The organism is Aurantimonas endophytica, from assembly GCF_014196845.1.
Lineage (GTDB): Bacteria > Pseudomonadota > Alphaproteobacteria > Rhizobiales > Rhizobiaceae > Aurantimonas > Aurantimonas endophytica.
The window spans coordinates 945,327-971,773 of the sequence record NZ_JACIEM010000001.1; the positions used below are offsets into that span (position 1 = coordinate 945,327).

At 68.1% G+C, this 26,447-nt stretch carries 25 protein-coding genes; 17 read left to right on the plus strand and 8 right to left on the minus strand.

Annotated features, from left to right (window positions below):
• Window positions 1-48: 48 nt before the first annotated feature.
• Genes ccoP through ccoN form a run of 4 tightly spaced genes read right to left on the minus strand, consistent with a single transcriptional unit; the run spans window position 49 to window position 3,479 of the window.
• Window positions 49-936, minus strand: a complete 888-nt coding sequence (gene ccoP / locus GGR03_RS04640) for a cytochrome-c oxidase, cbb3-type subunit III (RefSeq protein WP_183206350.1) — start codon at window positions 934-936, stop codon at window positions 49-51.
• Between the two features lies 1 nt (window position 937).
• Window positions 938-1,087, minus strand: coding sequence for a cbb3-type cytochrome oxidase subunit 3 (locus tag GGR03_RS04645; protein ID WP_183206351.1), 150 nt, complete (start codon window positions 1,085-1,087; stop codon window positions 938-940).
• A gap of 10 nt (window positions 1,088-1,097) precedes the next feature.
• On the minus strand, window positions 1,098-1,844 hold the full coding sequence (ccoO, locus tag GGR03_RS04650; RefSeq protein ID WP_183206352.1) for a cytochrome-c oxidase, cbb3-type subunit II: 747 nt from the start codon (window positions 1,842-1,844) through the stop codon (window positions 1,098-1,100).
• A 12-nt stretch (window positions 1,845-1,856) separates the two neighbouring features.
• Window positions 1,857-3,479, minus strand: coding sequence for a cytochrome-c oxidase, cbb3-type subunit I (gene ccoN / locus GGR03_RS04655; protein WP_183206353.1), 1,623 nt, complete (start codon window positions 3,477-3,479; stop codon window positions 1,857-1,859).
• A 379-nt stretch (window positions 3,480-3,858) separates the two neighbouring features.
• On the opposite strand from ccoN, the gene GGR03_RS04660 reads away from it, so the two are divergent.
• The 3 genes from GGR03_RS04660 to GGR03_RS04670 all read left to right on the plus strand — a co-directional run bounded on the left by GGR03_RS04660 (window position 3,859) and on the right by GGR03_RS04670 (window position 6,862).
• Window positions 3,859-4,374 (plus strand): TadE/TadG family type IV pilus assembly protein, encoded by a 516-nt coding sequence (locus GGR03_RS04660; RefSeq protein WP_183206354.1) that lies wholly within the window; start codon window positions 3,859-3,861, stop codon window positions 4,372-4,374.
• An 11-nt stretch (window positions 4,375-4,385) separates the two neighbouring features.
• On the plus strand, window positions 4,386-4,946 hold the full coding sequence (locus GGR03_RS04665; RefSeq protein WP_183206355.1) for a TadE/TadG family type IV pilus assembly protein: 561 nt from the start codon (window positions 4,386-4,388) through the stop codon (window positions 4,944-4,946).
• A gap of 80 nt (window positions 4,947-5,026) precedes the next feature.
• On the plus strand, window positions 5,027-6,862 hold the full coding sequence (locus tag GGR03_RS04670; protein ID WP_183206356.1) for a vWA domain-containing protein: 1,836 nt from the start codon (window positions 5,027-5,029) through the stop codon (window positions 6,860-6,862).
• A 70-nt stretch (window positions 6,863-6,932) separates the two neighbouring features.
• Here the strand turns inward: GGR03_RS04670 and GGR03_RS04675 are convergent, their stop codons facing one another.
• Window positions 6,933-7,802 carry a DMT family transporter gene (locus tag GGR03_RS04675; RefSeq protein ID WP_343058674.1) on the minus strand — a complete coding sequence of 290 codons (870 nt, stop codon included), beginning with the start codon at window positions 7,800-7,802 and terminating at the stop codon, window positions 6,933-6,935.
• A 191-nt stretch (window positions 7,803-7,993) separates the two neighbouring features.
• Between GGR03_RS04675 and GGR03_RS04680 the strand changes: the two genes are divergently transcribed.
• From GGR03_RS04680 to GGR03_RS04725, 10 genes are all read left to right on the plus strand, one after another.
• Window positions 7,994-8,194 (plus strand): hypothetical protein, encoded by a 201-nt coding sequence (locus tag GGR03_RS04680; RefSeq protein ID WP_183206358.1) that lies wholly within the window; start codon window positions 7,994-7,996, stop codon window positions 8,192-8,194.
• 159 nt (window positions 8,195-8,353) lie between these two features.
• On the plus strand, window positions 8,354-9,859 hold the full coding sequence (locus GGR03_RS04685; protein ID WP_183206359.1) for a hypothetical protein: 1,506 nt from the start codon (window positions 8,354-8,356) through the stop codon (window positions 9,857-9,859).
• Window positions 9,856-10,743 (plus strand): fatty acid desaturase, encoded by an 888-nt coding sequence (locus tag GGR03_RS04690; RefSeq protein WP_183206360.1) that lies wholly within the window; start codon window positions 9,856-9,858, stop codon window positions 10,741-10,743. Before GGR03_RS04685 ends, GGR03_RS04690 begins: the two co-directional genes overlap by 4 nt.
• Window positions 10,744-10,746: 3 nt before the next feature.
• Complete coding sequence (gene asnB / locus GGR03_RS04695; protein ID WP_183206361.1) at window positions 10,747-12,489, plus strand: asparagine synthase (glutamine-hydrolyzing); 1,743 nt, start codon at window positions 10,747-10,749, stop codon at window positions 12,487-12,489.
• The gene (locus tag GGR03_RS04700; RefSeq protein ID WP_183206362.1) at window positions 12,486-13,529 is read left to right on the plus strand and encodes a Gfo/Idh/MocA family protein; all 1,044 of its coding nucleotides are present in this window, start codon (window positions 12,486-12,488) and stop codon (window positions 13,527-13,529) included. The genes asnB and GGR03_RS04700 overlap by 4 nt, the downstream gene beginning before the upstream one ends.
• A complete protein-coding gene (locus GGR03_RS04705) occupies window positions 13,526-14,362 on the plus strand; it encodes an ROK family protein (RefSeq protein ID WP_183206363.1) in 837 nt (278 codons plus the stop codon). The genes GGR03_RS04700 and GGR03_RS04705 overlap by 4 nt, the downstream gene beginning before the upstream one ends.
• Before the next feature lie 52 nt (window positions 14,363-14,414).
• Entirely contained in the window at window positions 14,415-15,638 is a 1,224-nt protein-coding gene (locus GGR03_RS04710; protein WP_183206364.1) for a DegT/DnrJ/EryC1/StrS family aminotransferase, read from the plus strand.
• A 9-nt stretch (window positions 15,639-15,647) separates the two neighbouring features.
• Window positions 15,648-17,030 carry an AMP-binding protein gene (locus tag GGR03_RS04715; protein ID WP_183206365.1) on the plus strand — a complete coding sequence of 461 codons (1,383 nt, stop codon included), beginning with the start codon at window positions 15,648-15,650 and terminating at the stop codon, window positions 17,028-17,030.
• Window positions 17,027-18,070: a PIG-L family deacetylase gene (locus tag GGR03_RS04720; protein ID WP_183206366.1), complete on the plus strand. Its 1,044-nt coding sequence runs from the start codon at window positions 17,027-17,029 to the stop codon at window positions 18,068-18,070. The genes GGR03_RS04715 and GGR03_RS04720 overlap by 4 nt, the downstream gene beginning before the upstream one ends.
• Window positions 18,067-19,311 (plus strand): bis-aminopropyl spermidine synthase family protein, encoded by a 1,245-nt coding sequence (locus tag GGR03_RS04725; RefSeq protein WP_183206367.1) that lies wholly within the window; start codon window positions 18,067-18,069, stop codon window positions 19,309-19,311. The genes GGR03_RS04720 and GGR03_RS04725 overlap by 4 nt, the downstream gene beginning before the upstream one ends.
• Before the next feature lie 8 nt (window positions 19,312-19,319).
• Here the strand turns inward: GGR03_RS04725 and GGR03_RS04730 are convergent, their stop codons facing one another.
• Genes GGR03_RS04730 through GGR03_RS04740 form a run of 3 tightly spaced genes read right to left on the minus strand, consistent with a single transcriptional unit; the run spans window position 19,320 to window position 21,639 of the window.
• Window positions 19,320-19,580, minus strand: coding sequence for an acyl carrier protein (locus tag GGR03_RS04730; RefSeq protein WP_183206368.1), 261 nt, complete (start codon window positions 19,578-19,580; stop codon window positions 19,320-19,322).
• Entirely contained in the window at window positions 19,577-21,289 is a 1,713-nt protein-coding gene (locus GGR03_RS04735) for a hypothetical protein (RefSeq protein ID WP_183206369.1), read from the minus strand. The genes GGR03_RS04730 and GGR03_RS04735 overlap by 4 nt, the downstream gene beginning before the upstream one ends.
• Complete coding sequence (locus GGR03_RS04740) at window positions 21,286-21,639, minus strand: S-adenosylmethionine decarboxylase family protein (RefSeq protein WP_183206370.1); 354 nt, start codon at window positions 21,637-21,639, stop codon at window positions 21,286-21,288. The genes GGR03_RS04735 and GGR03_RS04740 overlap by 4 nt, the downstream gene beginning before the upstream one ends.
• Window positions 21,640-21,784: 145 nt before the next feature.
• Here GGR03_RS04740 and GGR03_RS04745 point away from each other — a divergent pair, with 145 nt between their 5' ends.
• The 4 genes from GGR03_RS04745 (at window position 21,785) to GGR03_RS04760 (ending at window position 26,443) form a co-directional block, all read left to right on the plus strand.
• Window positions 21,785-22,291 carry a GNAT family N-acetyltransferase gene (locus tag GGR03_RS04745; RefSeq protein WP_183206371.1) on the plus strand — a complete coding sequence of 169 codons (507 nt, stop codon included), beginning with the start codon at window positions 21,785-21,787 and terminating at the stop codon, window positions 22,289-22,291.
• Between the two features lie 74 nt (window positions 22,292-22,365).
• Window positions 22,366-23,469 carry a radical SAM protein gene (locus GGR03_RS04750; protein WP_183206372.1) on the plus strand — a complete coding sequence of 368 codons (1,104 nt, stop codon included), beginning with the start codon at window positions 22,366-22,368 and terminating at the stop codon, window positions 23,467-23,469.
• Window positions 23,470-24,344: 875 nt separating this feature from the next.
• Window positions 24,345-24,662, plus strand: a complete 318-nt coding sequence (locus GGR03_RS04755; RefSeq protein WP_183206373.1) for an acyl carrier protein — start codon at window positions 24,345-24,347, stop codon at window positions 24,660-24,662.
• The gene (locus tag GGR03_RS04760) at window positions 24,659-26,443 is read left to right on the plus strand and encodes a B12-binding domain-containing radical SAM protein (RefSeq protein WP_183206374.1); all 1,785 of its coding nucleotides are present in this window, start codon (window positions 24,659-24,661) and stop codon (window positions 26,441-26,443) included. The genes GGR03_RS04755 and GGR03_RS04760 overlap by 4 nt, the downstream gene beginning before the upstream one ends.
• The last annotated feature ends 4 nt before the right edge of the window (window positions 26,444-26,447 follow it).

The following is a 26,447-nucleotide window of genomic DNA, read 5'->3' on the forward strand; positions in this document are numbered from 1 at the left end:
GCTGGCGGCCTTACCCGCGAATGCTCGCGGCGCCGCCGGCTGGTCCGCCTACTCGGCGGCGACCTGTTCACCGCCGCCGAGGCTGTGCACGTAGACGGCGAGTTCCTTCACCGTCCCCTCGCCCAGCCGGTCTTCCCAGCCCGGCATGACGCCGTGTCGCGGCGCGACCACCTGGGCGGAGATTTCCGCGTGACTGCCACCATAGAGCCAGATCGCGTCGTTGAGCCGCGGAGCACCAACCTCGCGCATTCCCTCGCCGGCCTCGCCGTGGCAGGCGGCGCAGTTCTCGACATAGAGCGGCGCGCCGCGCTCGACCCCTGCGGCATCCGCCTCCTGGCCCGAAAGCTGGCGGACATACCAGGCGACGTCGGCGATCTGGGTGCGGTCGAGGATCCCGTCACGGCCGAAGGCCGGCATCTCCGAATAGCGCGTCTCGTCGTCGGCGCCGTAGCGGATGCCGTGCTGGATCGACAGATAGATGTCGTCCACCGTGCCGCCCCAGATCCAGGCATCGTCGTTGAGGTTCGGATAGCCCGGCCCGCCCTGGGCACCCGAGCCATGGCACTGGACGCAATTGACCTTGAAGGCGGCGCGCCCGGCTGCGACGGCGTACTGGCGAAGCTCCGGGCTCGCAGCGATCTTGGAGACCTCGGTGGTCTGGATGGCCGTCTCGCGGTCGACATTCAGCATGTCCGCGGCGGAAATCTCGGTCCGCAGATCGGCGCGGCTCGACCAGCCGAGCAGGCCCGTCGTCGCGCCGTTGACCAGCGGCCAGGCGGGATAGAGCACGGTGTAGACGGCGGCGAAGGCGATCGTCGCGTAGAACGTCCACAGCCACCAGCGCGGCATGGGCGTGTCCAGTTCGCGAATGCCGTCCCACACGTGGCCGGTCGTCTCGACACCGGTTACGGCGTCGACTTCTTTCTCGTCGGCCATCTCAATCCTCCTTGAACGGAATATTCGCGGCATCGTCGGCGCTCTTGCGCCCGCCGGGCCGCAGCACCCAGAGGACGACGCCGACGAAGAACAGGGCCATGGCCAGCAAGGCCCAGCTGTCGGCAAAACTGCGCATGGTCTGGTAATCCATTCCGGCGCTCCTAGCGGTCGTTCTGTTCGGGCTCGTAGACCGAGAAGTCGACGAGCGTTCCAAGCATCTGCAGGTAGGCGACCAGCGCATCCATCTCGCTCAGATGCCGGGCATCGCCGTCGAAATTGCTGACCACCGCCTTCGGGTAGCGCTCGAGCAGACCCGACGTGTCGGCGTCGGGATCGGCCTGCGCTCTGAGGTCGGCGCTGGCGCTCTCGATCATCTCGTCGGTATAGGGCACGCCCACGCCGCGATTGGCGACGAGGTGACCCGCCGGATCAGCCATGTCGAGATCGCGGCTGAGGAAGGCATAGGTCGGCATGATCGATTCCGGCACGACGGAGCGGGGATCGATCAGATGCTGTACGTGCCACTCGTCGGAGTAGCGGCCGCCGACGCGCGCGAGGTCCGGCCCCGTCCTCTTCGAGCCCCACTGGAACGGATGATCGTACATCGACTCCGCGGCGAGGCTGTAATGGCCGTAGCGCTCGACCTCGTCGCGGAACGGCCGGATCATCTGGCTGTGGCAGACGTAGCAGCCTTCCCGGATGTAGATGTTCCGACCGGCCAGCTCGAGTGGCGAGTAGGGCCGCATCCCCTCCACCTTCTCGATCGTGTTCTCGAGATAGAAGAGCGGCGCGATCTCCACGATGCCGCCGACCGAGACGACGAGCAGCGATCCGACGAGCAGCAGCGTGGCGTTGCGTTCGATCTTGCCGTGATGCTTGAGCAGGGACTTCTTCTGTGTGGGTGCCATGGCTGCTGATCCTTACTCTGCGGGCGCCGCGACCGCGGCGCGTCGGCCCATCGGGGCCTCCTCGCGGACGTCGCCCCGGATGGTGCGGTAGATGTTGAAGGCCATGATCAGCGCCCCGGCGAGGTAGAGCAGCCCGCCAAAGGCCCGCAGTATGTAGTAGGGATGCATGGCGGCGATCGTCTCGGCGAAGGAGTAGACGAGGTATCCCTCGCCGTCGTACTCGCGCCACATGAGGCCCTGCATGATGCCGGCGACCCACATGACCGCGGCGTAGACGACGATGCCGAGAGTCGCGAGCCAGAAGTGCCAGTTGACCAGGCGCAGGCTGTAGAGCCGCTCGCGGTTCCAGAGCTTCGGCACCAGGTAGTAGAGCGCCCCGAAGGTGATCAGGCCGTTCCAGCCGAGCGCGCCGGAATGCACGTGGCCGATCGTCCAGTCGGTGTAGTGGCTGAGCGAGTTGACCGCCTTGATCGACATCATCGGTCCCTCGAAGGTCGACATGCCGTAGAAGGCGACGGAGATCACCATCATCCGCAGGATCGGGTCCGTGCGCAGCTTGTCCCAGGCACCCTGCAGCGTCATCAGGCCGTTGATCATGCCCCCCCAGGAGGGCATCCAGAGCATCACCGAGAACACCATGCCGAGCGTCTGCGCCCAGTCCGGCAGCGCGGTGTAGTGCAGGTGATGGGGACCGGCCCAGATATAGAGGAAGATCAGCGACCAGAAATGGATGATCGACAGCCGGTACGAGTAGACCGGACGGTCGGCCTGCTTGGGGATGAAGTAATACATCATCCCGAGGAAGCCGGCGGTCAGGAAGAAGCCGACGGCGTTATGGCCGTACCACCACTGGGTCAGCGCATCCTGCACGCCGGAGAAGGCCGAGTAGCTCTTGGCGCCGAGCAGCGACACTGGCAGCGCCAGGTTGTTGACGACGTGCAGCATCGCGATGGTGACGATGAAGGCCAGATAGAACCAATTGGCGACGTAGATGTGCGGTTCCTTGCGGCGGATGAGCGTGCCCATGAACACCGCGAGATACGCGACCCAGACAACCGTCAGCCACAGATCGACATACCATTCCGGCTCGGCATATTCCCGGCTCTGCGTGATGCCGAGGAGATAGCCGGTGGCCGCGAGCACGATGAAGAGCTGGTAACCCCAGAACACGAACCAGGCGAGGTCGCCTCCCCAGAGCCGCGCCCGCGTCGTCCGCTGGACGACATAGAAGGAGGTGGCGATCAGGGCATTGCCGCCGAAGGCGAAGATCACCGCAGAGGTGTGCAGCGGACGCATCCGGCCGAAATTGAACCAGGGCTCGATGTTGAAGACCGGCCAGGCAAGCTGCGAGGCCACCACCACGCCGACCAGGAAGCCGACGACGCCCCAGAACATCGTGGCGATCACGCCGTAGCGTACGACGCCATCCATGTAGCCGGTGTCCACCGAGCGAAGCGGGATCTGGGCTGCGTCGGCGAATTCGATGCGCCGCAGCAGCACCACCGTGGTCCCGGCCAGGACGAAGAACAGCACCCAGGCGTGGGCGGCGAATTCCGCATCCCGGGCGAAGGCCGCCCCCAGCATCGCCACGAAGGCCGCAATGCCCACGAGGATCGCCTCGACTTGATTCCGCATGTTCGGTGTCCTCTCCAGGATCGGCCGCCGCGACAGTGTCGGTGCCATCGCGGCGCGGTGTTTCGTCGATCCTGTGACAGCCGCGGAATGGGCTCGCCTTGATCCTGATCAAGGCGAGCCTGCCGTTGCGGAGGGGGCCGCCCATGGTGATCCCGTTGCCTTGGGGCCGTGGCGACGGCGGCGGTCGACGGGTCGGGTCCGCGGGAGAAGCGCGTTCGTCCGTGGCCGCCGTCCCTGACCGGCCGATTGCTCGAATTCGGCGGCATTCCCTCAAGGAAAAGTAACGACTCCGCCTGCATGATCTTGACGTGTCTCATCCAACGGCGGACCGATGCTGCGTTTACGATCCTGTTTCCGACGATTACTTCGGTCGGCCTTCGTGCGCGACCGTTCGGGCGTCGCGGCGGTCGAGTTCGCGTTCGTCGGCCTGCCGCTGTTCGCGCTGATCTTCGCCATCATCGAATCGGCCGGGATATCGGCAATCGGCGTCCTCCTGAATACGGCGGTGGACGGCGTGGCACGACAGGTGCTGACGGGTCAGATCCAGAAGGCCGACATCAGCGAGGAAGACTTTCGCGAGCGCCTCTGCGAGCAGGTCGATTTCGTCCTCGCCTGCGAGAAGCTGAAGATCGACCTGCGCACCTTCCCGACCTACAAGGCGATCCCGGTCAACGCCCCTATGCAGCTGAAGCAGATCGACGACAGCGAGTTCTGCTTCGATCCCGGCGGCGCAAGTTCGATCACCGTGCTGCGGGTGTTCTACGAATGGCCGTGGTCGGCCGCCTTCCTCAGCAACCTGGCAACCGATACCGACGGGAATGCCGTGATCTTCGCGATGTCGGCCTTCATGAACGAGCCCTTCGGCGATCTCGCCAGCAGCAAGACCACGTGCTGAGGGAGACGACGATGCGCCGAGGATTCCGCTTTCGCCTTCCCCGCCGATTGCATGACTTCGTCCGGCAGCGCGAGGGCGTCGGTGCAGTGGAGTTCGCGTTGATCGCGCCCTTCGCGTTGCTGCTTTACTTCGGCTGGTTCGAAGGCACGCAGGCGTTCCAGATGGTCCAGAAGGTCGACTCCACCGCCGAGACGATCGGTAATCTGGTCGCCCGCACCAGAACCATGAACGACGTGGCGATCACCAACATATTCGACATCTCCACGGCGATCATGACGCCGTTTCCGTCCGACAAGCTCAAGATGACGATCACGACGGTCGCCGTCGACGCGGACGGCAAGGGCGTGGTCGACTGGTCGAAGAGCAATACAGGCGCGGGACTTACGCCGGACCAGCCCCATCCGGTGCCCGAGGAGCTCTTCTTCGACACGAAGACCTACCTGATCATTGCCGACGTCGCCTACGACTACGACCCGCTTTTCGGTTTCGCGGGCTGGTTCGACGGTATCACCGTGAAGAAGAGCTACACGTTCCGGCCGCGGCTCAGCAAAGAGATCGTCTGGGAAAATTAGCACGATGGGATTCACCGTCCCTTGATGCCTGACGTGCAAGGATCGACCGCATGTCCCAGCAACAACCAGCGGCTCGCGCCATGACCAAGCTCCCTAACCTGCGCGCCGCATGGCACGACCGGCGTGGCAATGTCGCCGTCATCTTCGGCCTGACCCTGCCGTTGCTGGCCTGCTGCATGGCAGCGGCCGTCGACCTCAACGCGGTCTACGGCTCCGAGCGCAATCTGCAGCAGTCCGCCGACACGGCCGCGCTCGCCGCGGCCAAGGAGTACGCGCAGTCGCAGGACCCCGGCTATCTCTCACGTGTCGCTACCGCCTACTTCTTCCACAATGCCGGCGAGGCCACCCGCGGCTATACGCAGTTCCATTACGATGGCGTCACGGTGGTCGACGGTGAGACCGTACTGAAGGTCACGGCGACGCGTCAGCAGCCGACGTGGTTCGGCGACCTTCTGGCCTTCGTCACCAACGAGCAGATCGACTGGCGCCAGTTCCCGCTTTCGGCGACCAGCGAGATCGTCGTGCAGAACCGCTCGATCGAGATGGCGCTGGTACTCGACAATTCCGGCTCGATGGCCTGGTCGGTCGGCGGCAAACGCAAGATCGACACGCTGAAGGAGGCCGCCAAGGACCTGACCGCCTCGCTGATGAAGATCAACGAGACCGCGCCGGGTCTACCGCCGGTGATGATCGGCGTCGTCCCCTTCTCCGGATCGGTGAATGTCGGCAAGGACAATATCGACGCCCCTTGGATGGACCGCTATGGGGACTCGCCGATCCACCACGAGAATCTCGACTGGGAAAATTGGAAAGACGGCAACAATAAGCTGGCAGAGAAGGTCGGTAATCGCTGGCGGCGCAAGTCCGACGGCGCCTGGCTGACCCGGCAGTGGCTGTGGGAGAACGCCAGTGTCAAGGCCGGAACGCAAAATGTCTGCAAGTATTGGTGGGGAAGCAACTGCATATACTGGGAGCAGGTCGCGGTAGCGGCGTCGAAGCGATTTCCGTCCGGCTGGGAAGGCTGCGTGGAGGCCCGACCGCTGAGACTTGCAGCCACCGACGACGCACCCGTGCCCGGAACCGCAACCCTTGCCTCGAGCAACGGCAAATCGCTGTTCGTACCGATGTTCGCGCCCGATGAGCCAAAGAGCCCCCGACCGGAAAATAACTATCTTGAGGATATTCTCGGCGGTTCGGACCGGTCGACGGCGCTTTACTTTGCGTCACAACGCGACATAAAAAAGTACTTCTCGTCGGAAAATGGCTCCGATGGGACCAATTACAGCTGCGACACCACGCCAATCACGCCCCTCAGCGCCCAGCTGAGTGTTGTCGACGCGGCGCTCAACGCGATGCAGCCGCACAACCTCACCAACATTCCGCAGGGCCTCATCTGGGGCTGGCACGTCGTCTCGCCCGGCGAACCTTTCACCGAGGGCCGCGCCAAGGATGCCAAGGACAACCTCAAGGTCATAGTCGTCATGACAGACGGCGAGAACACCTACTCCTCGAGCAGCAATTCCAACCGGTCCCAATACGGCGCCTTCGGCTACGGCCAGGTGATGAACGGTACCGGCACGAAGCCCGGCCGGATCTTCGACGCCACGACCAAGACGACCAAATCGGCAAGCGAAAATCGCTATGTCGAGGCAATGAACGAGACCACCGCGAATATCTGCGAGAACGCCAAAAGCGACGGCCGCTATCCGGATGGCACCGACGGCATCCTGATCTTCACCATCGCCTTCGACGTGCGCAATGGCAGCCCGGTCAAGAAGCTGCTCGAGGACTGCGCGTCCTACGGCATCGCCGACCCGACGGCGAAGCTCTATTACGACGCCCAGAGCAAGGAGCAGCTGGCGGCGGCCTTCGGCTCGATCACCGAAGAGATCTCCAGCCTGCGCATCGCCCGCTGATCGCCGCGCCAGCGAAGCGTGTCCTGATCCCGGCGGCGCCGGGATCCCTGAAGAGACATTGACCGGCCGGCTAGCGCCGGTTCTCGCGCCACCAGATGTAGATGCCGCTGCCGATGAGCAGCGCTGCGCCCGCGATGAGGCTCGGCCGCAACGGATCGCCGAGCAGCACCAGGCTGAAGATGCTGGCGAACAGCACCTGCGAGTAGAGGAAGGGCGAGAGCGCCGAGGCCGAGGCGTAGGAGAAGCCCACGACCAGGCAGAAATGCCCGATGGCGCCGAGAAGGCCCACGACCACCATCATGGCGAACTCCATCGGCGTCGGCCATTGCCACACCAGCGGAACCGCCAGTGTCAGAAGAACGGCGCCCACGGCCGTCGTGTTGAACAGCGTCGAGGCGCTGTCGTCGGCCCCCGAGAGCGTCCGGGTCAGCAGGAAATAGACCGACAGGATCGCTGCCGCCCCGAGCGGCAGCAGCAGATAGGGATCGGTCTCGGAAAATCCCGGCTGGACGATCAGCAGCACCCCGCCGAAGCCGACGAGCACCGCCGCCAGGCGATGAACGCCTATCCGCTCCGCCAGAAAGACCACCGACAGAACCGTCACCAGCACCGGCGCGAAGAACTGCACCGCGGTCGCGTCGGCCAAGGGTATCCGCGAGAATGCCGTGTACATCAGCAGCGTCGCGACCAGCAGCGTGCCGCCGCGCAGAAGCTGCAGGCCCGGCCGTTTCGTCCGCAGGAACCGCATGCCGGTTGTCGGGGCGAGCCAGGCGACCATCACCAGCGTATGGAAGAAATAGCGGGCCCAGACCACCTCCATCACCGGCAGCCTGCCGGTCAGGAACTTGCCGACCGTGTCCATCGACGCCAGGGACAGGCCGGAAAGGATGGTCAGGCAGATGCCGGCAAGGATGCCGCTCGGTTTTTTCAATGCAATCACCGCGGTCATGGAATCGGGCGGGTTGCCTCCGCTTTGCCCCCTCGCCCCTTGAAAAGCGAGCCCGCAACGGCGCCGACGACAAGATATTCGCTCCCCTTACTGTTTTCACACGTCTTGTAGATACAACCAATACGTGTATCCTGAGATACGCCTCGCTGTGGGGCTGCGACGATATCGGAAGGAGTGACGCGATGTCCGGTAGTGCGGAAGGAATGGACAGCCTGCAGGAAGGCTCGGCCCGCGAAGAGAACCAGATGCGGATGGCAGCGCTCGAGCGGTTCCATACGGGGCTCGAGAAGCTGCATCTGGCGGAGGCGGAACTCGCCAGTATCCGGGCCGATCTCGCCCGGAGCGGCGTCAATGTCGAGATCAGCGACTCGCTGCACTGGTAGCGCCAGCCCGGGGTGATGACGATGCCGGCGGAATGCCGGGATTGGCAGGAGCCCGGCGCAGCGCCGGCCGCTGCCAGGACGCGCGGCGCCTGCCACGCGATCGGCAGCGGTGCGCGAGATGTCGCCGAGGCCCTCGCTGAGGGCACGGGGCGACGTCTCGTGGCCGATGCTGTCGGCGCGGCGTCGCCGCTCGGTCCGTATGACATCCTCGTCGCCTTGGCGGACGATCTGTCCGATCGGCACCTCGACGCCGTCGAGGCGACGGTCGGGCTGTCGATCCCCGGAATCCTCGTCGGGCGCGATCTGGCGGAACTGCAGACCAAGGCAGCGGCGAGCCTCGCGGCGTTGACGGCACCGACACAGGAAGCACCGCTTCGCGTCGAGATCGTGCCTCGATTGCCGATTGGGCTGGTCGAGGGCACGGGATTTGCCCTCGCCGGCCGTCACGCCGATCCGGAGGCTCTGCGCAGCCTGCTGGGGCATGGCAAGAGCCTCGTCTGCTTGACCGGCCACGGCGATGGCATCGACGGCGATCTCGGCCCGCTGGTGCTTTGCCCGCTCGACCGCGACTTCCTGGCCACGGGTACGATGCGCCCACCCACCTGCCGGGTCAGCGGCCACTGCCACCGCTGCGACGCCCGCCTCGGCTCGCAGATACTCAAGCTACGCCAGCTGCATCCCTCGGCGATCCGGGCACGTGCCATGATCTGGAACACCTGCGTCGGCTGGCCTTCACGAAAAAGCTTCGTCGATCGGACTCACGGCGCCGGGATGCGGCTCGCGGTCTCGACATCGATCGGGGCCCTCGTCACCACGTCCCGGATCAGCCTCGCTTCGCCGGTGACCATAGACGCGCTGTGTGCAGCGCTGGTCCGCGGCGTTCCCATCGGCGAGGCGGTGGCGGGGCACAACGCATCTGCGCAGGCCCGGCGCGCGGGGCATCGCCTGCTATTGTTCGGCGATCCGCTACTGCGCGTCGCGCCCGGCCTCGCAAGGGACGCGGCACCGCAGCCACGCCTGCGACCTGCACAACCGGCACGTCAGGCGGAACAGCGCCTCGCTGTTGAGGCACCGCCGGACCGCGTCGCCGACACCCGTCTCGTCGCCACGATCGCCCGGCTGCACGCCGAGGTCGACGAGGACCGAAGGGCCGACTTTGCCGAACTCTGCACTGCGCTGGCCCGCGAGGGCCTGGAAAGCCATTGGGCACGGGTGGGGGCCAGCATCGACGTCACGCCCGCTGTCTGTCCGCATTGCCGTGCGCCGGCGAACCGACACGCCCTGCAGGTCGCAGCGAGCGCAACGCGGCACCTCGTGATCTGCCGACGCTGCGAGGTCGCGGCCGACATCCCCGAGCGGCCGCTCATTGCGGTGCGCCTGCAAGCCGGCGGCATCTGCCGGGTGACAGCCTACAGGCCGCCAAGCGGCGCCCCCTGGCTCGGTGCGATCGTCGCGCGGCGCTGCCGACCCTATGCCTCGGAAACCGGTTTCTGGCAGCAGGGCGCCGACGGTACACCGGCCCGCCGGATGGATGTCGATGCTGTCGGATCCGAGGCACCGACGACGCTTGCGGCCGTGTTCCTCGTCGGCGACCGCCTGCACATCTTCTCCCGTCCCTATGCAGCCAGCGCTCTCGCACCGCTTCCCGTGGAGGTGCCGACATGAACCGCCGAGCAACGTCCGGGATCAGCCTGGCGCCCTCCTACAGCCTGTCGGTTCTCAAACTGACCCTGTGGGCCAGCGGGATCGCCGCGCTGCTCGCCGCAGCGGCAACAGCTTCGGGGCCGATGATCCTCGCGATCATCGCCGGGCTCGCGATCCTCTACGCCCACGGCCTGGAACTGCAGCACGAGGCGCTGCATGGCATCCTTCTGCCCGGCGAGCGGGCCAATCGCTTCGCCGGACTTGTGCTCGGAGCGCCGATGCTGGCCGGCTTCACCGACACGCGGATTCGCCATCTGCATCATCACCGCCATGTCGGGACCCCGGGCGACGTGTTCGACCGAAGCTGCCGTGACTTCCGGTCCCCGCGCGCCCTGTTCCTGCACGTCTTCGAGCCGGACCGGCTCCTGCGCTTTGCCGGAACGACGATCGCGATGGCAGGCGGTTGCAGGATCGCTCCCCATGGCCGCCGCAGCTTCGCCATGGCGCGGCACGAGCAGATCCTTCTGGCCGGGCTGGCCCTGGCGCTGCTCGCCGCGGGACTCGGCGCCGCACCCCGTTTGCTGCTTGTCGGCTGGCTGATTCCCGCTTTCGTGGTTGCGCCGCCATTGCACTTCCTGATGACCGCCGCCGAGCATCTCGGACGACCGACGGCAACCCGGCGCGCCGAGGAGAATGCCCGGAGCTACCGGGCGCCGTCCGTCTGGAGCTACCTGGTCAATTTCGACAATTACCACGTCGAGCATCACCTCTGCCCCGCCATGCCGTTCCATCGCCTGCCTCGACTATACGCGGCGCGAACGGGTGCGGATCCAGAGACGCCGGGACTGCGGGAGGCAGCGAGCGAGGTGGCGGCGGCCATCGTCGCCTGCAGCCGGGGCAGCTGAACCATGTGCGCCATCGCCGGCTGCGTGTCGCTTGCCGAGCCGCTCCCCAGCTGCGGCACGCTCCTGCACCGGATGCGGCATCGTGGTCCCGACGCCTGCAGGGAGATCGTCCGCGGACCCGTCTCCATCGGCGCCGCCCGCCTCGCCATCGTCGCGCCACAGGACGGCGCCCAGCCGATGGAAGATGCCGCGACGGGGATTGCCGTCGCCTTCAACGGCGAGATCACCAACGCGCCGGAATTGCGCCGGGTCCTCGCCGCCGAAGGTCACATCTGCCGCGGTCCGAGCGACACGGAAGTCGTCCTTCGTGCCTTTGCAGCATGGGGCGATGCCGCAGCCTCACAGCTCTCCGGCATGTTTGCCGTCGCCGTCCGGTATCCCGACCGGCTCCTGCTGCTGCGCGACCGCTATGGGATCAAGCCTCTCGCCTTTAGCCAGGACCAGGCGACGGGCCGCTTCATCTTCGCTTCGGAAGCGAGCGCCATCGCCCGGGAAGCCGCAACGCCCCGCCTCGACTTCCAGACCCTCGCCGATTTCACGGTCATCGGCGTGCCTGTCGATGGCGCGACCTTCTTCGACGGGGTCACCGAGCTCCGCCCCGGACACATGATGGCCATCACCTGGGCGGGCCGCGTCGCGGTCGGGCCGCAGCGCCGCTTCGTCAGCGAGGCATCACCGCAGGAAGGCGAGCCGATCGCACAAGTCGATGCCGACGCTGTGTTTGCCTCCACCCTCGCCGCCGCCCTCGCTCGTCATCTCGCCGCCGATGTGGAAGTCGTCGCCTGCATTTCCGGCGGGCTCGACTCGGCGGTGCTGGCCTTGCTCGCCGCCGAGAGCGTCGGCGCGCCGCTCCGGACCTTCACCGTCGCCGAGTCTGTCGATCACCCCGACGCCGTCGCTGCGGCGAGGCTGGCGGACCGGATCGGCGCCCGGCACCAGCTTCTTGTCGTGCCGTTCGAGGAATTTCTCGCAGCGATCCCGGCGACCATCGCCCATGTCGAGATGCCGGACCTCGCCGCCGGTCCGCTGTTCGCCTTGCTCTGCCGGCGGATCGGGGCCAGCGCCCGGTGCTGCCTCAACGGCGAGGGCGCCGACGAGTTGATGGGCGGTTACGAGCGCTACCGGGACCCCCGGCCCGCGATCGAAGCGATGGATGCCGCGTTGGCCAGGGTGCGTCGCGCGGGGCTGGCCCCGAGCGCCGGCGTCGTGGCGCGGCTCGAGGGATTGCGCACGGCTTCGGCCCAAGGCGAGGCCCGGCGGGCGTTCCTGGAACACGATCTGGCCGATCCGCTGGACCGCGGGCACCTGCAGCCGGTCGATCGTCTTTCCATGGCAGCGTCCGTTGAGATACGCGTGCCGTATCTCGATGACCGGCTGGCGGGCTTCGTCCGTTCGCTGCCCCTGCCGCACGTCGCCGGCTCGGCGGCCGGAAGCGGCAAGGCGATACTGCGGCGTTTCGCCCGGCAGCGCTTCGGCGCCCTGATCGGCGACATCCCGGAGCGGCCGAAACTGATGATGCCGGAGGCGGCGCGCAGCCATCTCCACCGCTTCCATGCGCTCAGCCGGCGGGCATTGGCGGATGCACCGCGGCGCGACGAATTGGATGCGCTGTTCGCCGAGCCGGCCGACCTTGTCCTGTTCGAGATCTTTCGGCGGACTGCTTTCGAGGGCGAGGAGGCCGTCACCCTGCAGGATGTGCTGGCAGCGATCTCCGGCCGCCGGACCGCGGCAATCGTTGCAGCATGAGCGCGCCGATCCGGCTGGGCTTCTGCGGCGGTGGCTGGGTCGTGCGCAACTGCTATGCGCCAGCGCTGGAGCGCTGCAGCCGGCGACTGCCTGTGACGGCGATCGTCGAGCCCAATGCCACGCACTGGCCGTCCCTCCGGATCCTGTTTCCCGAGGCTGAGATCGCGGCGACCCGTGAGGCGCTTTTTGCCGGACTCGTCGACGCCGTCGTCGTGGCATCGCCGAATGCCAGTCACCTCGACGACGCGGTGGCAACGCTGGAAGCAGGCATTCCCTGCCTCGTGGAAAAGCCGGTGCTTCGAAACAGCGCCGATCTCGGCCGTTTGCGCCGGGCTGCGTCAAGGGGCCGTGTCGCGCTCTTGCCCTCGGCCGCGTGCCGGCATCGCGCCGACGCGCGAAGCTGGCTGGAGTGCTGCAGCCAGATCGCCCCGCTCCGCCGCCTCGATCTCGTTTGGCACCGCCATCGTGGCGTGCCCGCCACCGACTGGCACCTTGCTGCTTCCGACGGCTGGACCGGCGTTCTCGCCGATCTCGGACCCCACCTCCTCGATCTCGCGGGTGCGGCGCTCAAGTGGCAGTGCGATGGTCTCCTCCTGCGGCGACGAACCGCCTTCGTTCCCTCGTTCGCTGCGCCGGCCGGCTGGTACGGCGGCGGCGCAACGAGGGAAATGACGGTCTGCGACCAGTTCGCTGCGGAGATCACCCTTGCCGGTTGCAGCCTGACGCTGTCGCTGCGGTGGCGCGACGACGAGCCGGGCGATCTCGTGCGGCTCGAGGCCGTGGGGGACAGGGGCCGCTGCTGTCTGGAGGGGCTATTCGGCTTTTCCGGCGAGCGTCGGGTCGCGCATCAGCGGCTCATGACGACGACCGGCGGGATCGGAGCGGTTCAGGACTTCGCGCCCGGGACGGCGCCACAGATCGCGGGCTTTGCGGCTATGCTCGACAATTTCGCGACGCGATGCTGCGAGGGCTGGTCGGAGGCGCCGGACCTCGCCTTCCTCGCTCGTGTCGGCGACGCCCTGGCGGCGGTGGAAGCATGAGCGCGGTGTTCGCCGTCGATCTCGGCGCATCCTTCCTGCGCATGGGGATGGTGGACGACGACGAACGCGTGACGCGGCACACCCGCCTCCCCACGCCGGCAACGCCTGCAGACTGCGCGAAGGTGATATGGGCGGCGTGGCGTGCAGCAGGCCGTCCCAAGCTCGTCGCGATCGCCGCCGCGCCGCTCTGCGACCGGACCGGGCGCGTGTTGCGCTGGCCGAACCGGCCGGATTACGAGGGCCAGCCTATCGTTCCCGGTGAATGGGCTGGCCGAGCCTTCCTACTGGACGACGGGCACGCCGCTGCCCTTGCCGCGCATCGCAGGTCCGCTTCAGCGGACGAGATTACCGTTTCGCTGCAGATCGGCACGGGGATCGGCGCAGGCGCGGTCGTCGGCGGGCAGCTGCTTCTGGGGCGCTCGGCCTCGGCGATGGCCATCGGCCACCTCAAGGTGCCTTCTGCCGCCGGTCTTGCCTGCAGCTGCGGCGCCACCGGCTGTCTCCAGGCGGCGGCTTCCGGCCGCGCCTTCCGACGGCAACTCGGCGAGGAGCACAATCCTCGTTTCGACATCTTTGCCATGCCTCGGGCGGCGGCGGGTCCGATCCTGGACCGTGCTGCCGACGCGGTCGCCGAGGCGTTGGCGGTGGTCGTCAAGCTGATTGACCCGCATCGTCTGGTGATCGGCGGCAGCCTCGGCCTGTCGCCCTTCTTCGAGTTGTGCACGGCGCGTTACGTCGCGGACATTGGCGAGGTTGTACCGGTCCGCCATCCCGCCGGCCCTCACGCGCCGCTCGTCGGAGCTGCTCGAGCGGCGCGAGAAGTGACAACTTGACGCTATCATGTGCGGCGATGATACTACCTGTGGTTTAGTAGGATCGATCGCCATGCAGGTTGACTTTGCTTCCCGTATCCCGCTTTGGCCGCGTTACGACCCGGCCGACGAGCGAGCCTTGCAGGACGTCCTGCACTCGCGACTCTGGTGGCGCGGCAACGGCACGCGAGGCGACGATTTCGAGGCGGCCTTCGCCAAGATGCTCGGCGTCGCCCATGTCCGGCTGGTCTCGCACGGCACCGCCGCGCTCGAACTGGCGCTGGCGGCACTCGGGGTCGGGCCCGAGGACGAGGTGATCGTTCCCGCCTGCACCTTCATTGCCACCGCCTCGGCGGTGCTCCGGCTTGGCGCCTGGCCGATTCCCGTCGACGTCGAGCCTAAAACGCTCAACATCGATGTGGCACTGATCGAGCCGGCGATCGGGCCGCGGACGCGCTGCGTCGTGCCGGTGCATATGGCTGGTCAGGCCGCTGACATGCCCGCGATCATGGCGATCGCCGGCCGCCACGGCCTGTCGGTGGTGGAGGATGCCGCGCACGCCCATGGCGCCCGGGCTTTTGGCAGCGCGCTCGGTGCCATCGGCGATGCGTCGATCTTCAGCTTCCAGTCGGGCAAGCTGATGACCTGCGGCGAGGGCGGCGCGATCGCGACGAGCCGTGCCGACATCGCGGCACAGACGTTTCCGCTACATTCCTGCGGCCGGCCGAAGGGCGATACCGAGTACCGCCATCTGATGGCGACGACCAACATGCGCCTCACCGAATTGCAGGTCGCTCTGCTTGTCGGGCAGCTGCGACGATTGCCGGGCGACATGGCGCTGCGCGACCGCAACGCCCCGATCTTCGAGGCGCGGCTGCGCGATGCCGGCCTCGAGCCGCTGGATACACGGGCGCATGTGGAGCGCCATGGCCGCTACATGACCTTGGCCTGGTTCGACCCGGCAGCGTTCGGCGGCGCCGACGCAGCAACGCTCTCCGCATCGCTGCGCCAGATGGGCGTCCCCGCCTTTCGGTGCTTCCCGCCCGTGCACCACACGGAGATGTTCGCGCCCGCGGCGCTCGCCTCGCTGGTAGGGCGGAACGGCCGGGCGCCGGATTATGCCGGCATGGCTACGCCGGTGGCGGAGCGCGCGGCGCGGGAGGCCATCTGGTTCGCGCACCCGCTGCTCTTGGGGGACGAAGCGCTGCTGACCGATGTCGCTGATGCCGTGGCGACGCTCCGCGTGCCCTTGCACCCGGCAAGACAGGTGGCACATCACGCAACAATGCCTGCCTGACGCCGTGCGATGAGCTCCGCCGGATACCCCTTCGCCTCGCTGATCGAGCTCCTGGCTGGATGCCGCATCGAGACGGGGCCAGGCGAGAGCCTCGCGTTCAGCGAATATGCCCGATCAGCGGAGAATGCCGTCGGTGACGCCTTTCCGGCCGTTGTCGCCGGCCAGGGCATTCTCGTCGATAGCGGCGCGTCCCTGCTTTCCCGCGTCATCGGCCTGTGGAAGGCGGGTGCGGTGCCGGTCGTGGTCCCTGCCCCTCTTTCCGCCGGAGCCATGCCGTCGGTCCACTGGGACTGGCGCGGAGACATGCCGGTCCGCCTTGCCGCCGATCCGCCATCGCTCGTGAGCGGCCAAGACTGCCCTGCGATCATCCATCTTTCCTCGGGATCGACGGGCCTGCCGAGGCCGGCTCCGCGCAGCACGGCGAGCCTGCTGGCGGAGGCGGGCCGCTACGTCTCGCGCTATGGCCTTTCGCCCGGGGAGCGAGTGCTGGTGGCGGCGCCGATCTGCCATTCCTTCGGCTTTGGCGCCTTTCTCGGCGCCGCGGCTGCCGGCGGGGTCGTCTCGCTGCCCACGGCCTTTCATGCAAGGCGGCTCGCCCGGCGCCTGTGCGCCGGCGCCTTCGACGTGGCGGTCCTGACCGTCCCGATGGCGCGCCTGCTGATCGCGGCGGCCGGGCCCGATCGCGCATCGGGCGGATCCAAGGCCCGTCTGGCGATCGTCGGCGCCGGACCGGTCTCCGACCGCCTTGCCGCAGCGTTCGAGCAAAGCTTCGGCTGCCCGCTCGGCCGCAACTACGGCAGCAGCGAGACCGGCGCCACATTCGGCGCGGCGACGGCCCTGCCCGAAGGCGTGATCGGCCGCCCTTTCGATGGTGTCCGCATCGTCGCCCCGTCCGTGCCCGGCGAGACCGCGGAACTGGTGCTCGATCTCGGCCACGCGGTTCTGGCGAGCACTTCCGCCGCCGGGGCTTCGCAGATATGGCGCACCGGTGACCGCGCCACGCTGCTCGCCGGGGACAGCATCCGCCTGCACGGCCGGCTCGACGACCGCCTCAAGCTCGATGGCAGGACGATCGACGGGGCGGCGGTCGTCGCGGCGGCGCTGGCTGTCCCTTGCGTCCGCGATGCCGTGGCTATCGCCACGGTCGCGCCGTGGGCGCCGGACCGCGACCTGCTGGTCGTCGCCTGCGAAGGATCCGGTGTCGACCGGGAGCACGTACGCGTGGCCGTGGCAGCGACGAATGCACCTGCTCCGCTGGTGCTGACTTTCGCGAGCCTGCCGCGCACCGCCGCCGGCAAGCCCGACCGGGCGGCGATCGTCGCGGCGGTGGCCGGGGACCAACCAAGGGCTGACCGGGACATCACGCCGGTCGTCCGCGAACCCGTTCCATGATCTGCGCTGATGCCCTTGCACCTTTCGGGCCGGGCGCGACAGTATGCCTGCTACCGCATTTCACGACGGGAACCGACGGGATCCGCACCTTCGGGGGGCGTCGCATTCCCGTCGATCCGGCAGCGGCCGATCTGGCAGCCGCCCTCGCTGTCGAGACGGCGGTCGCCAGCCTACCGCTCGACGAGCCGGCGACAGCGCACGCCTTCGCGCAACTCTGCGAAGCGGGCATCGCAACGATACTCCCGGCCGTTCGGGATCAGGCCGCCGCCCCGGTCGAGGCCGTGATCCTGTCGCCCCATGTCGACGACGCGGCCCTCTCGGTCGGCGCCCAGTTGGCCGCGCGGCGCTGTCATGGTCGCCGGCAGCTGGTCTGCAACATCTTCTCCGATCAGTCCTACCAGACCGGGCTGCGCGTGCCTGGCTCGGCACTGGGCGAAGTCGCGCGCGCCGAGGATCGACTGGCCGGTCGCATCCTCGGCTATGAAAGCCGCGACCTCGCTTTTTCAGGCGCGCAGGACCGGCACGGACTGTCCTTGGCTCAAACGCTCGGCTGGAATCGGGAGACCATTTGCGCCGAACCGCTCGTGGCGGGGGAAATTTCGACGTTGGCAGACTGCCTTGCTGCCGTTCTGGCCGAACCCGCCTGCCGGAGCGCGCCAGTGCTTGCACCGTCCGGGATCGGCGGCCATCTCGATCATGTGCTGGTGGCGCTGGCGACCGAAGAACTGCTCGCCGCTCGCGTTCTGGAGCCGGCGCGCATCACCTTCTACGAGGATCTCCCCTATGCCGCAGGTATGCCCGAGCTGCCCCAAGGCGATTTTTCTCGGCCCATCAAGACCAGCCTCAACGCCCTGACGCTGAAGCTTGCCGCATTAGCGGTCTTCCGCACGCGGCTGCGAACGCCGCAGATCGCGCTCTGCAAGGCGCGGGCGCTCGATCTCGGCGGCGATGGCCTGCCCGTGGAAATGACCTTCGCGGCAGCGGGCGCCGGACGCTTGCCGATGGACAGCAGCCGCCTGGTCGGTTCTATGGCGACATGACACCGACCCCGGAAGACGACATCAATCCTCCCGCATCCTACCCGGATGTCCTCGCCGACGTCGCCGAGGCGACGAGCCTTCGCGAGGGCCGCGAGGGCGTCGCCGGCATCGTGCGGGCCGTGGCGAGCGAGGGCCCGCTGGCCTTGCGCGACCTGGCTCGGCTCGTCCGCATGCCCTTGCCCGTGGTCAGCGCCGTCCGGCGCGAACTGGAGACCCGCGGCCTGTTCGAGCGTGGACAGGGCGTCGGCCTTACGCCAACGGGGCGCGACTTTGCTGCCGAGAAACTGGGCCTCGCGCTGAAGCCGGTGGACCCTCGCGAGACGGCGACGCCGCGTCCGCGCCGAATGCTGGCGAGGCAAGCCGACGATGCCGGCGACGGGCTCGACCCGCTGCTCGTTCCGCTCCTGCCAGCGATGGAGGCGCATGTCGCCGATGGTCCGGCCGTCGACGTCACGCTCGACCAGGCGCCCTGCACCGCCGAAACGGCCCTCCGGCGCGCTCTGGCGATGCACCGCGCCGGCGCCTTGGCCGGCCGACGCATCCTCTTGATCGGCGACGACGATTCCCTCTCGGTGGCAATCGGCCTCGTCGCGCAAGCCGTGGATGCGCGGCCGCGCCGCCTGACCGTGCTGGAACTCGACCCCGGCCGCATCGCGCATCTGGAACGCGGCGCCGGCCGTCACGGCATCGTCTTCGAGCCGGTGGCGCACGATCTGCGGGACCCGTTGCCAGCAGCGCTCGTCGGCCGGTTCGACGTCCTCGCGACCGACCCGCCCTATACGCTGGACGGCATGGGGCTATTCGTCTCCCGCGGGATCGAGGCGCTGGAGGCCGGGCCGGGGCTGAAGCTGTTCCTGTCCTTTGCCGACCTTGCTCCCGACGACCGGCTCGACCTGCAGCAGCGGCTGGGCGAACTTGGCCTCGCCATCCTGTGCATGCGGCCGTCCTTCAACCATTATGGCGGTGCCTCGATCCTAGGCTCCGCCGGCCAGTTCATCGAGCTGGAAACCACCAGCCGCACGCGCCCTGCAACCACCGGGGAACGGTTCGACACGCCGATCTATACCGGCGAGGTGCGGCCGCGCGAGCGCTCCTACCGCTGCACCGAATGCGGCCTTGCGACGCCGGTCGGGACCGGCGAGCGCTTCGCGACGATCGAGGCGCTGAAGGCTGCCGGATGCCCGCGCTGCAGCGGCCAGGTCTTCGCGCGTCAGCGCGGCGGCCGTCCGCTAAGGCCGTAAGGCGCCGATCAGGCGGCCGGCTCGGCCTTCTGGCGAACCACCGCGATCAACGGCGCGATCCCGTCGATGCCCTCGATTTCAGCCAGGGTGAAGCGGACAGGAAACGCCGCCTCGATTGCGAAGACCATCCGCACCAGTGCGAAGGAATCCCATCCCTCGACCTCCTCGGCACGGGTGTCCTCATGCAGGCGGGCCGGGTCCATTGCCAGCACCTCGGCGACCAGGTGGATCACCTCTGCCGCGACCGCATCGCCGGTGTTGTCGTTCATCGGATTTCCTCGATCTCGGTTTGCGTCTCGAGCACCACGCCGTCCGGCCACGCCGCCGCCGGGCGCTGCCTGGAGGGGTCGAGTGCGAGTGTCCAGCGCCCCGCATCCTCCTGCCAGCCGGCCGATGCGAAGAGGCCGCGGGCCGGTGCGTTGCGTTCCAGATCCTCCACGGTCCCGACTAGGCGGCTGACCCCGGCGGCACGCGCCCGCTCCGCCAGGACGGCCAGCATGGCGAACTCGACGCGCCGCTGCAGCGCCCGGCAGGAGAGCAACAGATTGTCGATCGCCACGGCGTCGCCGTCGCGCCGGGCCAGCATCAGGCCCACCAGCCCGTGGCTCCCGAAGACGTCGTCGAGGCGCACGAGGAAATCGAACGGGCTGCCCCGACCGGCAAGCGCCATCTCGCTCGGCCGGAAGCCGGTCAGTGCGAACTGGTTTACGCGCCGCGCCAGTTCCGCCGCCCTCGGCACGCCCGCCGGCGTGATGGCGACGACGGTGACCCTTGTGCCGAGACGTTCGAGAAATGCCGTGTCGTCGGATGCCTGCTCGCGCGCCTCTTCCACCGCGGCGCGGCGGCGATAGAAGGCGGAACGGTCCGCGGCAGCTTCCGTCGGTGCCGTGGCGGCGAGCAAGGGCTCGGCGAGGAGCACGGCGGAAAACGCCACCTCGTCCCCGGCGAACCGGCGGACATCCATGTCGGGAAACCGGGCAGCGACGCTCGCGCAGTTCACCGGATCGTCGTCGATGAAGATCGTGTGCTCCGCTGCGAGCCCGACTGCCTGGAGCACCTTGGCCACCAGGGCCGGCTTGTCCTCCCAGCCGACAGCGAGGCTGGCGAAGGGGGGAAGCACGTTTCCGCCTGTCAGGTCGGCCAGCGCGGCATCGACAGCGACGGGATCGTTGCGGCTCGCCGCCGCGATCACCAGTCCGCGCTCTGCCAGCGCGGCCAGCGCCGCGCCGTAGGCCGGCCGCGGCGTCAGGGTCGGGGTTTCACCCAGCACGCCCGACCACAGCGTGTCGTCGAGATCCGTCACCAGCAGTTTCGGGGCGCGCCCGGCGATGCGGGCGGCAAAGCCCGCCGCGGTGTCGGCGATTGCATCGGCGCCGCGTGGCGAAGGGATCGTGCCGAGAGTGCCGGCAAAGCGGGTGTCGAACAGCGGCTCGTTGCCGGTCTGCCCCGCCGCGACCGGGCAGACCGTCACGCCCGCGGGCAACGCGTCCGTCGACACAGAGCCGCCGGCCACGCCCGGAATGACCCCGACAGGACAGCCGAAGTCCGCGGCCAAATGCCCGGCCGCCGCCAGGACGGCCACACCGGACGCGTTGTCCTCGGCAATAGACGAGGCGACCGACAGGACGGCGCAGTCGAAGCCGGCCTCGGTATCGGCCGCTCCCTTGCCCGGCACCAGCCCCTCCTCCGCGACGAGTTCGAGGTCGAGCCCGGCAATGGCGAAGGCCAGAACCAGCGCGTCGGCGATGACGCGCGGCTGGTAGGACGCGGCGAAGTAGACCCGGATCGGCCGCAGCGCCGCCGTCCGGTCGACCGACTGCAGCAGCTTCATCGTGCGGCCGGTGCCGAGGCGCTGGCGGGCGTCGCGCAGCGAACGCGACAAGGCGCCGCGGCCGCTTCTGGCTGCAAGCGTCAAGGCCGCTTCATCGGGCGGCGGCGCCGGCACGAAGCGCCACCAGGCATCGGTCAGATCGTTCAATGCTCGAGCGGCTCTATATGGCGGGTCACGTAACTTTTCTCCACCAGCCCGTCCGGGCAAAGCAGCCGGGCGATCTCGTCGACGACCGCGTCCTCGTCCATCTCGGGATTGCACAGCAGCACGTCCACCAGCACCATTTTGAACTCTGGCCAGGTGGTCAGCATGATATGGGATTCGGCGAGAAACACGACGAGCGTCAACCCGTGCGGCACATAACGCTGGGCGTGCTCGCCGATGACGGTAGCGCCGCCGGCCCGGGCGCCGGCCAGTGCGGCGTCGCGCAGCAGCGCCTCGTCCTCGATGGCGGACGAGCAGTCGCGCATGTCGGCCACGACCTGGCGAATTCGCATGATTGCATCCTTTGGTTGCAGATGAATGTTCGGCGCGGCTTCAGCCCGCTTTTCAGCCGGATCGCTGCCCTATAGTGAGGCGACCAGCGGGCTTCAAGTCCGCGCGCCGCGGTTGCGCGGCCTGCCCAGCCGACCGGAGTGCCCGATGTCCGTCCCGTCAGAAGTCCGACACCAGTCGAGCGGCCTCGTCCTGCGCGATCTCGAACTGCGCGACGTCGACCGCGTCGCCGAGTTCGAGGCCGCGATCGCGCAGCGCTCTTTCGCCGAGGAAGCGGTGACGGATCTCGCGCATTACCGCAAGAAACTCGGCAAGCTGGTGAAATATGGCGGCGACTGGACGAAGGTCGCCGAGCGCGACGGGGAAATCGTCGGCTGGGCCTGGGTCGCGCCGCGGCAGAATTTCATCACCGGCGACGAATACGCCGATTTCCGCTCCTTCTATGTCGATGGCGAACGCGCCGGGTCCGCCGCTTCCGTCATGCTGCTGCGGGCGGTGCTCGCCCACGCGAGGGCGGCCGGCTATACCCGCATCGTCGGCCGCACCGCCACGTCCAACGAGGCCATGCGGGCGCTCTACCGGCTTGCCGGCTTCGAGGAGAAGCACGTGGTCTACGAACTGGCGATCGGCGGCGACGGCCGCGAACTCGGCTGACACCGGAAATGTAACCTCCGGTTGCATTCTGCCTTATGCTTGTGCCATGCTCCGACCGTTGCGGGGCACCCGACATGAAGCGCTTTCTCTATCATGATCTGATCGTCGCCGGGAATTTCTGCAACCTCAAGTGCAGCTACTGCACGAGTGTCGCAGATGCCGGCGATTTCGGCGCCGCGACGTCCGCCTCCGCCCGCCGTCGCGGCGCGACCATCGCCGTTGGCGAGGTCCTCGCCATGGTCGATGGGCTGCGGCGGCATGTCGATGCGCCCGTCCTCAAGCTGAGCGGCGGAGAGCTGTTCCTGCTGGTCAACGCGGTCGAACTGATCGAGGAACTGGCGGGCCGCTACGCCCATGTCCAGGTGCTGACCAACGGCACGGAGCTGACGCCGGCGATCGTCGCTCGGCTGTCGAAGCTGCCGAATGTCGGCTTCAACCTGTCGCTCGACGGCCACGACGACGCCATGAACGCGCTGCGCTGGCGTTCGTCGCGCCTCGGCGAGAGGGTCATGGCGGCGCTGGGCTACATCGCAGCAGCCGGTCGTCCGCTCGAGATCACCATGGTGGTCAGCGACGTCAATGCGCCGCGGCTCTTCGATTTCCTGGCGTTCCTGGCGGCGCTGCCCTGCCGGACCCTGCTGGTGCCGATTCCGGTGCGGGGCGTTCACGCCGCCGGCCTGTTCGGCCGCGAGGCACGGCGCGGCTTCGCGGATCGCCTGCGAAGACTGCCCGCCGGCTTCGCTAGCGTCCTCGGGCCACTCGCCTATTACCGACGCCTCGCCGACTTCCTCGATGAGGCAGATGGCATCCGCCGGCAGCGCTGCCATCTGACCGCAGCCGCCGCTCAGCTCTTCGATACCGGCGCGATCACCCCCTGCCCGGTCGGCTGGACGAGCGAGATCGCCAATGTCCGCCGTGACGGAATCGAGGCGGCCGTCAGCCAGATCGGTCGGCACAAGCTCTACGAGCTGATGGCGCGCGAGCCGCCGCGCGTGCCGGTCTGCCGGACCTGCTTCAGCCAGGCCGACATGATCAATCTCTATCTGGAAGGGGAAGCCTCGCTGGCCGAGATGGCCCTGATGCCGATGTTCGGTTCGGCTGCGGCACTGACGCGGCTGGCGGAGTTGCCGGCCGCTCGGCTGGCGCCGTCTGTGCCAGCGGCGGTTCTCTCCGGCTGACCGCGTGTCGGCAGGGCCAGCAGGCGCGCAGCCGCGTCCAGCGTGTCGCAGGTCGGCAGCAGCGTGACCGCCAGGAGGTCGGCCAGCGCGGCACTGTCGTCCGGGTGCTCGCCGGAAATCGTCATCCCGCGGGCAAGATGTGCGGCGCGTCGCCAATCGCCGTCGCGGCAGGCACGCAACCCGGCGCCGAAGCTTGCCTGCCTTGCCGGCAGCGCTGCTGCAAAACGGCCGAGGCGGCGCAGACGCACCGTCGGGACTTCCGCCGCCCGCCAGTCTGGCGAATTGGCGAGGAGCGCTGCGGCAGCGGACGATGCCGCGACCAGACCGTACACCGTCGGATCACGCATCAGGCGATCGGCGAGGAACAGCCGCGTCCGCGGTACCAGCCGGCGGCCCGGGTCGACCATGGCGGCGACGCGGCGAAGGCTGGTTGCGCCGCTAACGCAGGCCGCAAAGGCGTCCACGGCCGGGAATGGCAGATAGGCGACCGCCAGCGCCATGCCCGCCACACGTTGGCTGCTCCGGCCAATCGCCGCCTGGAAAAGCCGTGCGGCATCCCGGGAGCCAGGGGTCGCGGCAAGAAGCGCCTGCAGAGCAGCGAAGTCGATGTCACCATCCGCGAGGGCGGCGCAGGCATCGCTCAGGGCGCAGAGCTCCTTCCTGTCCCGTGGGCTCACCCGGTCGCAGAACATGTGCGTCAGGTCCACCAGTTGCTGCTTCGCCGCGAACTCGCGGAGCATCGACCCGCCCCAGGCGGCCAACGCATCGGGAGGAGAACTGCCACCGTCGTCCATGACATACATACTATTTAAGGTTGTATTATTTGCAATCCTGGATAGTATCCACGCATCGGGTGCTTGATCGGGTGATGCGACATGGACATTCCGGGCGAGCGGGACGAGACCCGCGACATCGAGGACAGGCTCGCGGCCATCCTGGGCCGATTGACCGCCGCCAACGAGATGGTCCGCGCCGATGCCGACCTGCACGGGGACAGCTTCGGTGCCATCGGCCTCACCTCTGTGGACTATCTGGAGTTCATCCTGAACGTCGAGGCCGAACTGGGGATCGACATTCCCGACGAGGCGCTGATGGATCCGGCGCTTGCCTCGGTCCGGCAGTGGGCCGCTTATCTCGCCCGGCATCGAGACGAGTTGGCGACGCCCCTCGTCGGCGCGTCATTTGCGGGATGAAGGCAGCGCTGCCCCTTCGGGTCGCGCTGGTCGGCCCGCGCGAGACCGCCTACGGCGACGACCCGGACCGCGAGCATCGCGAGGAGATGCGGCGAAGCTACGCGGAGATCTGCCGCGACGCCGTGGCACTCGGCAGCGACTACACCCTGTCGCGGGAATTCCTCGGCATCGAATATCTCGCGGCGACGCTGCGCCGCGCGGGCCATCACGTCCGCATCTTCAGCGCGGCGGACGAAGGGCTCGATGATGCCCAACTGGTCGGTCGCCTCGCCGAGTTCGCGCCCGCTATCGCCGGCCTGTCGCTGCTCTACGACCTGCAGCTGCCAAGCGCCCTCACCGCCGCGGCCGAACTCAAGCGGATCAGGCCGGATACCTTCGTCCTCTTCGGCGGCCCCCTCGCCTCGGCCATATCGGAACTCCTGCTCGAAAATTTCCCGTTCATCGACGCCGTGGTCGAGGGCGAGGGCGAGACCGCCATGGCCCGTTTGGCGGAAGCAATCGCGGCCGGCGGCGACCTCGGCACCGTTCCCTCGCTCGTGCGGCGGCAGGACAGCGGCATCGCCCGGAGCTCGCGGGCCGCACCGGCCGACCTCGACACGCTGCCGCATCCCTCGCGCGACGTCATCGCGGGGCTGCGCGAGCGTGGCCTGCCGGTGCCGAGCGCCTATCTCACGACGTCGCGCGGCTGCAAGGCCTTCTGCACCTTCTGCACGGTTCCGAACGTCGTTCGCGGCATGGGCGAAGCGACCTACCGCATGCGGGACCCGCGCGACGTCGTCGACGAAATGGAGGCCTGCGTCCGGGACCTCGGCGTCACGCGCTTCTACATGGCGGACGACAATTTCCTCGGCTACGGCGAGGCCAGCAACCGGCGGATGATCGCTTTCGCCGACGAAATCCTGCGACGCGGACTCGCGATCCGCTTCCACGCCGAATGCCGGGTCGACTCGCTGGTTCCGGAAACGCTCGTGCGGCTGCGGGAGGCAGGGTTCGACCAGATCCTGTTCGGCCTCGAATCCGGCTCGACGAAGACGCTCAAGCGCTGGGCAAAGGGCCAGACAGTGGCCGAGAACGAGGCCGCGATGGCGCTCGCGCGGCAACTGCGCCTCGACGTGATGCCGAGCATCATCCTGCTCGACTGGGAATCCGGGCTGGACGAGGTCGAGGACACCATCGGCTTCATCGAGCGCACGCAGCTCTGGCGTTCGAGCCAGCCGCTCTGGCTGGTCAACAAGCTGAAGGTCCATTGCGGCACTGCCGCTGCGCGGCGGCACGACAAGGTGCGCGGCAAGCCCGTGCTGCCGCACCTCGATCCGGCCGACGCGGCGAGCCGCGCCCGCTGGTGCGCCGCCGCCACCTGTCAGAAGACGCCCATCGACAATCCACACGTCGCCGCCTTCTGGTCAGCCCTGAATGGCGAGGCCAACCGCTGGTCGGTGCTGGTCGACGAAATCCTGCCGCCGCTGCTCAAGACGTTGCGCGACCGCGCTCGCCATGAGGACGGCACGGCGCTCGACCGCATCCGCCGGATCGCTGCCTATCGCCGAGGGATCGGCGGCGCCCTGGCAGAGCTCATGCGCTGTCTCGTCGATGCGGCAGCCGAACGCGAGGCCTACGGCCGACCGCCGGCGAGCCTCGAAGCCTGCGCCCGCAGCGCGGTCGCGGCCTTCGAGGAACGGCACTTCCCCAGCGGCATCGATGCCTGGGTGACGCCGATCCGCGACCGGCCCGTCTCGGCTCGTCCGCTTCCGGCTGCCCGCAGCCGGGTGGCGGTGGGCTAGCCGG

Bases quoted from the DNA above. Each gene is read 5' to 3' on its own strand.
- ccoP (WP_183206350.1), bottom strand. From the start codon at position 936: ATGGCCGACGAGAAAGAAGTCGACGCCGTAACCGGTGTCGAGACGACC.
- GGR03_RS04645 (WP_183206351.1), bottom strand. From the start codon at position 1,087: ATGGATTACCAGACCATGCGCAGTTTTGCCGACAGCTGGGCCTTGCTG.
- ccoO (WP_183206352.1), bottom strand. From the start codon at position 1,844: ATGGCACCCACACAGAAGAAGTCCCTGCTCAAGCATCACGGCAAGATC.
- ccoN (WP_183206353.1), bottom strand. From the start codon at position 3,479: ATGCGGAATCAAGTCGAGGCGATCCTCGTGGGCATTGCGGCCTTCGTG.
- GGR03_RS04665 (WP_183206355.1), top strand. From the start codon at position 4,386: ATGCGCCGAGGATTCCGCTTTCGCCTTCCCCGCCGATTGCATGACTTC.
- GGR03_RS04670 (WP_183206356.1), top strand. From the start codon at position 5,027: ATGACCAAGCTCCCTAACCTGCGCGCCGCATGGCACGACCGGCGTGGC.
- GGR03_RS04680 (WP_183206358.1), top strand. From the start codon at position 7,994: ATGTCCGGTAGTGCGGAAGGAATGGACAGCCTGCAGGAAGGCTCGGCC.
- GGR03_RS04690 (WP_183206360.1), top strand. From the start codon at position 9,856: ATGAACCGCCGAGCAACGTCCGGGATCAGCCTGGCGCCCTCCTACAGC.
- asnB (WP_183206361.1), top strand. From the start codon at position 10,747: ATGTGCGCCATCGCCGGCTGCGTGTCGCTTGCCGAGCCGCTCCCCAGC.
- GGR03_RS04700 (WP_183206362.1), top strand. From the start codon at position 12,486: ATGAGCGCGCCGATCCGGCTGGGCTTCTGCGGCGGTGGCTGGGTCGTG.
- GGR03_RS04705 (WP_183206363.1), top strand. From the start codon at position 13,526: ATGAGCGCGGTGTTCGCCGTCGATCTCGGCGCATCCTTCCTGCGCATG.
- GGR03_RS04710 (WP_183206364.1), top strand. From the start codon at position 14,415: ATGCAGGTTGACTTTGCTTCCCGTATCCCGCTTTGGCCGCGTTACGAC.
- GGR03_RS04715 (WP_183206365.1), top strand. From the start codon at position 15,648: ATGAGCTCCGCCGGATACCCCTTCGCCTCGCTGATCGAGCTCCTGGCT.
- GGR03_RS04720 (WP_183206366.1), top strand. From the start codon at position 17,027: ATGATCTGCGCTGATGCCCTTGCACCTTTCGGGCCGGGCGCGACAGTA.
- GGR03_RS04725 (WP_183206367.1), top strand. From the start codon at position 18,067: ATGACACCGACCCCGGAAGACGACATCAATCCTCCCGCATCCTACCCG.
- GGR03_RS04730 (WP_183206368.1), bottom strand. From the start codon at position 19,580: ATGAACGACAACACCGGCGATGCGGTCGCGGCAGAGGTGATCCACCTG.
- GGR03_RS04740 (WP_183206370.1), bottom strand. From the start codon at position 21,639: ATGCGAATTCGCCAGGTCGTGGCCGACATGCGCGACTGCTCGTCCGCC.
- GGR03_RS04745 (WP_183206371.1), top strand. From the start codon at position 21,785: ATGTCCGTCCCGTCAGAAGTCCGACACCAGTCGAGCGGCCTCGTCCTG.
- GGR03_RS04750 (WP_183206372.1), top strand. From the start codon at position 22,366: ATGAAGCGCTTTCTCTATCATGATCTGATCGTCGCCGGGAATTTCTGC.
- GGR03_RS04755 (WP_183206373.1), top strand. From the start codon at position 24,345: ATGGACATTCCGGGCGAGCGGGACGAGACCCGCGACATCGAGGACAGG.
- GGR03_RS04760 (WP_183206374.1), top strand. From the start codon at position 24,659: ATGAAGGCAGCGCTGCCCCTTCGGGTCGCGCTGGTCGGCCCGCGCGAG.